5 protein-coding genes are annotated in these 7,287 nt (G+C 66.2%); 3 read left to right on the top strand and 2 right to left on the bottom strand.

Features of this window, described 5'->3' with window-relative positions; genetic code table 11:
- Positions 1–990: phosphonoacetaldehyde dehydrogenase (phnY, locus tag DFS13_RS04655; RefSeq protein WP_111441419.1), on the top strand; the 990-nt coding region annotated here is incomplete at its 5' end.
- 45 nt (positions 991–1,035) lie between these two features.
- On the opposite strand, the gene DFS13_RS04650 is transcribed toward phnY, so the two are convergent.
- Positions 1,036–3,255, bottom strand: a complete 2,220-nt coding sequence (locus DFS13_RS04650) for a TonB-dependent siderophore receptor (protein ID WP_012493258.1) — start codon at positions 3,253–3,255, stop codon at positions 1,036–1,038.
- A 325-nt stretch (positions 3,256–3,580) separates the two neighbouring features.
- Between DFS13_RS04650 and DFS13_RS04645 the strand changes: the two genes are divergently transcribed.
- The gene (locus DFS13_RS04645) at positions 3,581–4,642 is read left to right on the top strand and encodes an asparaginase (RefSeq protein ID WP_111441418.1); all 1,062 of its coding nucleotides are present in this window, start codon (positions 3,581–3,583) and stop codon (positions 4,640–4,642) included.
- A 56-nt stretch (positions 4,643–4,698) separates the two neighbouring features.
- Here the strand turns inward: DFS13_RS04645 and DFS13_RS04640 are convergent, their stop codons facing one another.
- Positions 4,699–5,673: a LysR family transcriptional regulator gene (locus DFS13_RS04640; RefSeq protein WP_034202506.1), complete on the bottom strand. Its 975-nt coding sequence runs from the start codon at positions 5,671–5,673 to the stop codon at positions 4,699–4,701.
- Positions 5,674–5,814: 141 nt separating this feature from the next.
- On the opposite strand from DFS13_RS04640, the gene DFS13_RS04635 reads away from it, so the two are divergent.
- Positions 5,815–7,221 (top strand): aspartate ammonia-lyase, encoded by a 1,407-nt coding sequence (locus tag DFS13_RS04635; RefSeq protein WP_111441417.1) that lies wholly within the window; start codon positions 5,815–5,817, stop codon positions 7,219–7,221.
- The last annotated feature ends 66 nt before the right edge of the window (positions 7,222–7,287 follow it).

Here is a 7,287-nt window from a genome sequence, read left to right as displayed (position 1 = left end):
TCGGCGATCACGCCGTTCAACCACCCGATGAACCAGGTCGCGCACAAGATCGTGCCGTCGGTCGCGACCAACAACCGGATCGTCGTGAAGCCGTCGGAGAAGGTGCCGCTGTCGTGTTATCTGTTCGCGGACATCCTGTATGAAGCCGGCCTGCCGCCGCAGATGCTGCAGGTGATCACCGGCGACCCGAAGGAAATCGCCGACGAGCTGATCACGAACCCGGCGATCGACCTGATCACGTTCACCGGCGGCGTGTCGATCGGCAAGTCGATCGCCGCGCGGATGGGCTACCGGCGCGCGGTGCTCGAACTCGGCGGCAACGATCCGATCATCGTGATGGAAGATGCCGATCTCGACGAAGCGAGCACGCTCGCGGTATCGGGCTCGTACAAGAATTCGGGGCAGCGCTGCACGGCGATCAAGCGGATGCTCGTGCACGAGGCGGTGGCCGATCGCTTCACGGCGCTCGTCGTCGAGAAGACGCGCGCCTGGTCGTACGGCAACCCGTCCGATCCGTCGGTCGACATGGGCACGGTGATCGACGAAGCGGCGGCGAAGTTCTGCGAGCAGCAGGTCAACGACGCGATCGCGCGCGGCGCGCGGCTGCTGGTCGGCAACGTGCGCGACGGCGCGCTGTATTCGCCGACCGTCGTCGATCGCGTGACGCCCGACATGCCGCTGGTCAAGCACGAAACCTTCGGGCCGGTGTCGCCGATCATGCGCTTTCGCGATATCGACGAGGCGATCCGGATGTCGAACAGCACCGACTACGCGCTGTCGTCGTCGGTGTGCACGAACCGCTTCGACCACATCACGCGCTTCATCACCGAGCTGGAAGTCGGCAGCGTGAACGTGCGCGAAGTGCCCGGCTATCGGCTCGAACTGACGCCGTTCGGCGGCGTGAAGGATTCGGGGCTCGGCTACAAGGAGGGCGTGCAGGAGGCGATGAAGAGCTTCACGAACGTGAAGACGTATTCGCTGCCGTGGTGAACGCGGCGGGGAAGGGCGCGGCGCGCCCTCCCGTCGCCGGCGGCGTTACTGATAGAAGTTGAGCGTGACCATCGCCGAACGGCCCGGCGCCCACGTCGCGTAGATCGGATACGCGCTCGCGTAATACTGCTTGTCGAACAGGTTCTGCACGTTCAGTTGAACGTCCATCGTCTTGTTCACGCGCCACGTCGCGGCCGCGTCGAAGCGTGCATAGCCGGGCGTCCACTTCTTCACGGTCGGCGATACCGATGCATAGGTCTTGCTCATCACCGTCGCACCCGCGCCGAGCGTGAGCTTCGGCATCACGTCGTAGCTGGTCCACAGCGTGAAGTTGTGCTTCGGCACCATCACCATCGGCAGGCCCGATGCGCCCGGGCTGCCGGGGCCCGCGTCGGTCGTGATCGCGTTCAGGTACGAATAGCCGCCGAACACGTGCCACTTCTGCGTCAGGTTGCCCGCGAAGCCGAATTCGAAACCGCGCACGCGCTGCTTGCCCGCGTTGACCGTGTGACCGAGGCCGTCGCTGACGCGCGCGTTGGTCTTTTCGGTCTGGAACAGCGCGGACGTCAGCGACAGCTGATCCTGCAGCACGTCCCACTTCGCACCGATCTCGATGTTGCGCGCGCGTTCGGGCGCGAGATCCTGGTTGGTCGCGGTGATCTGGTCGGTGCCGCCGCCGAGGCCGCCGTTCGAGCCCGGCGGGTTCGACGACGTGCCGTACGACGCGTACAGGCTCACGTTGGTCACCGGCTTGAACACGAGGCCGAACTGGTAGCTGAACAGGTTCGACGTGTTCGACAGGTCGGCGACGCCGGCCTGCTTGCCGGTCGTGTCGTAGCGGTCGAAGCGCAGCCCCGTGTTGAACTGCCAGCGCTCGGACAGCTTCACCGTGTCGAAGATGTACGCGGAGACCGTATCGGTGCGCGTGTTCGTCGTCGCGCCGGGGAAGCCCTTGTCGCCGTTCAGTACGATGCTGCCGGTCCACGGCATGTTCGGGTTCCAGCCGCCGGCGAGCGGCGTGCAGTTACCGACCACCGCGCACGGGCTGTTCGAGCGGATGTTGTTGCCGGCCGAATCCGACACGAGATAGCCCTCGTAACGTGCCTGCTCGTGGCTGAACTCGACGCCGGCCGTCATCGTGTGCTTCATCCCGAACAGGCTCGCGCTGCCCGTCACTTCGGTCTGGTTCGAGAAACCGTTCAGCGCGTACTTGCCGCTCTTCGCCTGCAGCCCGAGCATGTTCGGGTTCGACGCGAGGATCTGCGGATTCGTCGCCACGTAATCGAGCGTCGAGCGGCCGAACATCGTCGTGTTCTTCAGCTTCCACGTGTCATTGAGCTTGTGCTCGACGCGAATTTCGCCGGTATCGGTCTGCCCGTAACGGTAGTCGCGCGTGTTGAGCCCGAAGAACTGCCCGCGATCGGTCGGCACCGGCGTGCCGCCCGATGCGCGGAACGGCACGCTGAAGTCCGGCATGTCGTAGGAGTTCATGTGGTAGTAGCTGACCGTGACCGTGGTCGGCGTGTTCAGCCCGAACACGATCGACGGCGCGACGCCCCAGCGCTTGTTGTACACGTCGTTGCGGCCGGCCTGGTTCGCGTCGTGGCCCATCACGTTCAGGCGCACGGCCGTCGTGTCGTTGATCTTGCGGTTCGCGTCGACCGTCGCGCGCTTGTAGCCGTCGGTGCCGAAGCCGATGCTGCTGTTGATGAAGTTGTCGTTTTGCGGCGTCTTCGTGACGATGTCGATGCTGCCGCCCACCGAGCCGCGGCCCGCGTAGACCGAATCGGGGCCCTTGATCACGCTGATCTGCTCGACCGCGAACGTCTCGCGGTTCTGCAGGCCGGAGTCGCGCATGCCGTCGACGAAGATCGAGTTGCGCGATTCGAAGCCGCGGATCACCGGACGGTCGGCCGACGGGTTCGCCGCCGCATCGCCGCCGAGGAACGTGATGCCCGGCACCGAGCGCAGCGCGTCCGCGAAGGACGTGACGTTCTTCTCCTTGATCAACTGCTCGGGGATCACCGTGACCGAGCGCGGCGTATCGAGCAGCGGCGCGGTGAATTTGTACGACGGCGAGCGTTTCACCTGCATGTCCGACAGCGCGGACGACTGCACGGCAATCGTCGGCAGCGTCGCAGGGACGTCGGCGGCAGGAGCGGAAGCGGGAGCGGTTTCGGCGGAGGCGAGCAGCGGCGTCAGGAACACGGAGCAGGTCAGTGCCGATACGAGGGTGCGGGGCCTCGTCTTGAACTGGGCGGGCATATCGGGAAGCAGCGGAAGGTTCGGTGATCGGACGCGTTTTTCTCGATGCCGGCGGGGCGTGTCCGAAACATCGGAAAACGTCAATGTAAATGCGTATGATTCGCGTTTGCGGTCGCAATTCTACGGATTAGTGTCAAATCTGTAAACGATTGAATGGTTTTTGTACTCATTCAGTCGGGCTTTCGTGGGGGCGCGATCGCCTTTGCGTCGCGTGCAACACCGCTTTCCATGACAGGGCCGCCGCGCGGCGGCGGCGACTCGCTACACTGCCGTACCGGTTGAGGGGCCCCGGCAGTCAGGCCCCCAGGCAAGGAGACAGGACACGATGGACACCCCACGCGCAGCAGTCGTCACATACCGCGGCAATGCGATCGAGAACACGTACGTCGCCCATGTGGCGGTCGTCGATGCACGCGGCAGGCTGCTGTCCCGGTTCGGCGATCCGTTCCGGATCACGCTCGCGCGGTCGGCGGCCAAGCCGGCCCAGGCGCTGTCGGTGATCGAGACGGGCGCGCCGGAACGCTTCGGCTTCGACGACGCGGACATCGCGCTGATGTGCGCGTCGCACAGCAGCGAGGACCGTCACATCGTGCGCACGCGCGCGATGCTCGAGAAGGTCGCCGCGCACGAAGCGGATTTGCGCTGCGGCGGCCATCCGCCGCTGTCCGACGCGGTGTACCGGTCGTGGATCAAGCGCGACTACACGCCGACCGGCGTGTGCAGCAACTGTTCCGGCAAGCATGTCGGGATGCTGGCCGGCGCGCAGGCGATCGGCGCGGCGATCGCCGATTACCATCTGCCCGACCATCCGATGCAGGTGCGCGTGAAGCACGTGGTGGCCGATGCGTGCGGCTTGCGCGACGACGAGGTCGACTGGGCGATCGACGGCTGCAACCTGCCGACGCCGGCGTTCTCGCTGGATCGCCTCGCGCGCCTTTATGCGTCGCTGGCCGACGGTGCGGACGCGGTGGAAGCCGGCGGCGCGGTTACCGATCGCGTTCGCGCGCTGGCGCGCATTCATCGTTCGATGACCGCGTATCCGGAACTGGTGGCGGGCGAAGGGCGCTATTGCACGGTGCTGATGAACGCATTCGGCGGGCAGGTGGTCGGCAAGCTCGGCGCGGATGCATGCTACGGGATCGGCGTGCGTGCGTCGGAACGCACGCGGGAACTCGGTGCGGACGGCGCGCTCGGCATTTCGGTGAAGATCGAGGACGGCAATCTCGACGTGCTGTATATGGTCGTCAGCGAAATCCTCGAGCGGCTGCGGATCGGCACCGCCGAGCAGCGCGCGCAACTGGCCGGCTTCCACCGGCCGCGGATGCTCAACACGCAGGGCGTCGAGTTCGGGCACGCGACGTTCCCGTTCGAATTGCAGGCGGCCTGAACGCCGTTACCGAGCCGTTACCGCGCCGATGCCGCCGGCCCGCGCGTCGGCGCTCGCTATGCGCGCAGGTCGCGAATCTTCGCCAGCTCCCGCTCCGACAGTTCGCCGATCTGCGCGAGATGTTCCGCGAGAAAATCCTTCAGCACGCGCAGCTTCGCCGAGCTGCGCCGGTTCGCCAGATACGCGATGTAGATGAATTCGCCGGTCAGCCGGTTCTGCAGCCGGTAGCGCGGCAGCACGGCTTCGAGCTGGCCGCTCGCGAGCAGGTCGCGCACCAGCCAGATCTCGAATTCCGCGATGCCGAGCCCCGCGCAGGTCGCATCCAGCAGCAGCTCCGAATGGTCGGTGACGAGATTGCCGGCCGGCAGCACGCTGTGGTGCGCGTCGCCGCTCACGAGATCCCAGCGCGGATCGCCTTCCGGGTGCACGTAGCGCAGGCAGTTGTGATGCTTGAGGTCGTCCGGCGTCGCCGGGCGCCCGCAGCGGTCGAGGTAGCCGGGCGTCGCGCACAGGATGCTGTCGTTGCGCGACAACCGGTGGACGACGAGGTTATCCAGGTAGTTCTCGCCTTCGTGGATGTCGAGGTCGAAGCCGCCGGCCACGAGGTCGTTGTGGTTGTCGGTGAGCCGCACGTCGAGCTGGATGGTCGGATAGCGCGCCAGGAACGGCGCGATCAGCGGCGCCAGATGACGTCGCCCGAACGCGACCGGCGCGGTGAGCTTCAGCGGGCCGCTCGGCCGCGCATTCAGCTCGGCGACGACGCGCAGCGTGTCGTCGAGATCGGCGATCAGCGTGACCGCGCGCTCCAGGTAGATGTGGCCGGCCTCGGTGAGCGTCACGCTGTGCGTCGAGCGGTGCAGCAGCGCGACGCCGAGCGCTTCCTCGATCGCCGTCACCTTGCGCGCGACGGTTGACGTCGACACGTGCATCTCCTTCGCGACCGCCGAAAAACTCCCCGTTTCGACCACGCGCACGAACGCGCGCATCGCGCCCAGGTGATCGATGCCGGTTTCCCTCGCGCCTGTTTTCATTCGATTCTCGCTGTTGCGTCCCACGCAAAACCGCTTTCGATAATACAGAAGCGAGGTTGTTTTTGCAAAGGCATAGAATGCGAACCCGTCGCGTCGGGAAGCGGCGCACGACGAGCGGCACGAGACATTCAGGAGGGCACGATGGCAGAAAACGGCTTCCGCGTCGAAGCGGATCTTTTAGGGAAACGAAGTATTCCGGATGCCGCCTACTACGGCGTCCACACGCTGCGCGCGAAAGAGAATTTCGACATTTCGGGCCGCACCATTGCGTCGCTGCCGTACCTCGTGATGGCGCTCGCGGCCGTGAAGGAAGCGGCGGCCGACGCCAACTGCGAACTCGGGCTGCTGCCGCGGCCGTACCGCGATGCGATCGCCGCCGCGTGCGTCGAGATCCGCGAAGGGCGGCTGCACGACCAGTTCGTCGTCGACGTGATCCAGGGCGGCGCCGGCACGTCGACCAACATGAACGCGAACGAGGTGATCTGCAACCGCGCGCTCGAACTCATGGGGCACGCGCGCGGGCAGTACGAATACCTGCATCCGAACGAACACGTCAATCTCGCGCAGAGCACCAACGACGTCTATCCGACCGCGATCCGGATCGCGACGTGCTTCGCGGTCGAGCATCTGCTCGAAGCGATGGCGCGGCTGCGCGATACGTTCGCGGAGCGCGCCGACGCGTTCGCCGGCTTGCTGAAGCTCGGCCGCACGCAGTTGCAGGACGCGGTGCCGATGACGCTCGGCCAGGAGTTCTCGACCTACGCGGTGATGCTGACGGAGGACATCGCGCGGCTGCAGGAGGCCGGCTGGCTGATTCGCGAGATCAACCTCGGCGCGACCGCGATCGGCACGGGCATCACCGCGCATCCGGAGTATGCGGAGAAGGCGCTGGCCGCGCTGCGGCGCATCACCGGGCTCGACCTGAGCACCGCGCCGAACCTGATCGAGGCGACGCAGGATTGCGGCGCGTTCGTCCAGGTGTCGGGCGTGCTCAAGCGGATCGCCGTCAAGCTGTCGAAGATCTGCAACGACCTGCGGCTGCTGTCGAGCGGCCCGCGCGCGGGCTTCGGCGAGATCAACCTGCCGCCGGTGCAGGCCGGTTCGTCGATCATGCCCGGCAAGGTGAATCCGGTGATCCCGGAAGTCGTCAACCAAGTCGCGTTCGAGGTGTTCGGCAACGACCTGACCATCACCTTCGCGGCCGAGGCCGGCCAGCTTCAGCTCAACGCGTTCGAACCGGTGATCGCGAGCGCGCTGTTCCGCAGCTTCAGCCACCTGACGGCCGCCTGCACGACGCTCGCGCAGCGCTGCGTGAGCGGCATCACCGCGAACCCCGAGCGGCTGCGCGAAACGATGGAGCGCTCGGTCGCGCTCGCGACCGCGCTGAATCCGTACATCGGCTACAAGCGCGCGACCGCCGTGGCCGCCGAAGCGCATGCGACCGGCAAATCGATCCGCGAGGTCGTGCTGGCCCGCGAGCTGATGACCGCTGCGCAACTCGACGAAGCGCTGCAACCGGAAGCGCTGATCCGGCCTCGGGCGCGCTGACGCCGGCCGCTTCGCGACCGTACCGAAAGCGCCCTCGAAGCAGGGCGCGACACATCAACAAACGAC

Origin of the sequence: Burkholderia sp. 28_3 (assembly GCF_003253915.1) — a bacterium.
GTDB classification, from domain to species: domain Bacteria; phylum Pseudomonadota; class Gammaproteobacteria; order Burkholderiales; family Burkholderiaceae; genus Burkholderia; species Burkholderia cenocepacia.
This window is presented reverse-complemented; position numbering and strand designations above follow the sequence as displayed.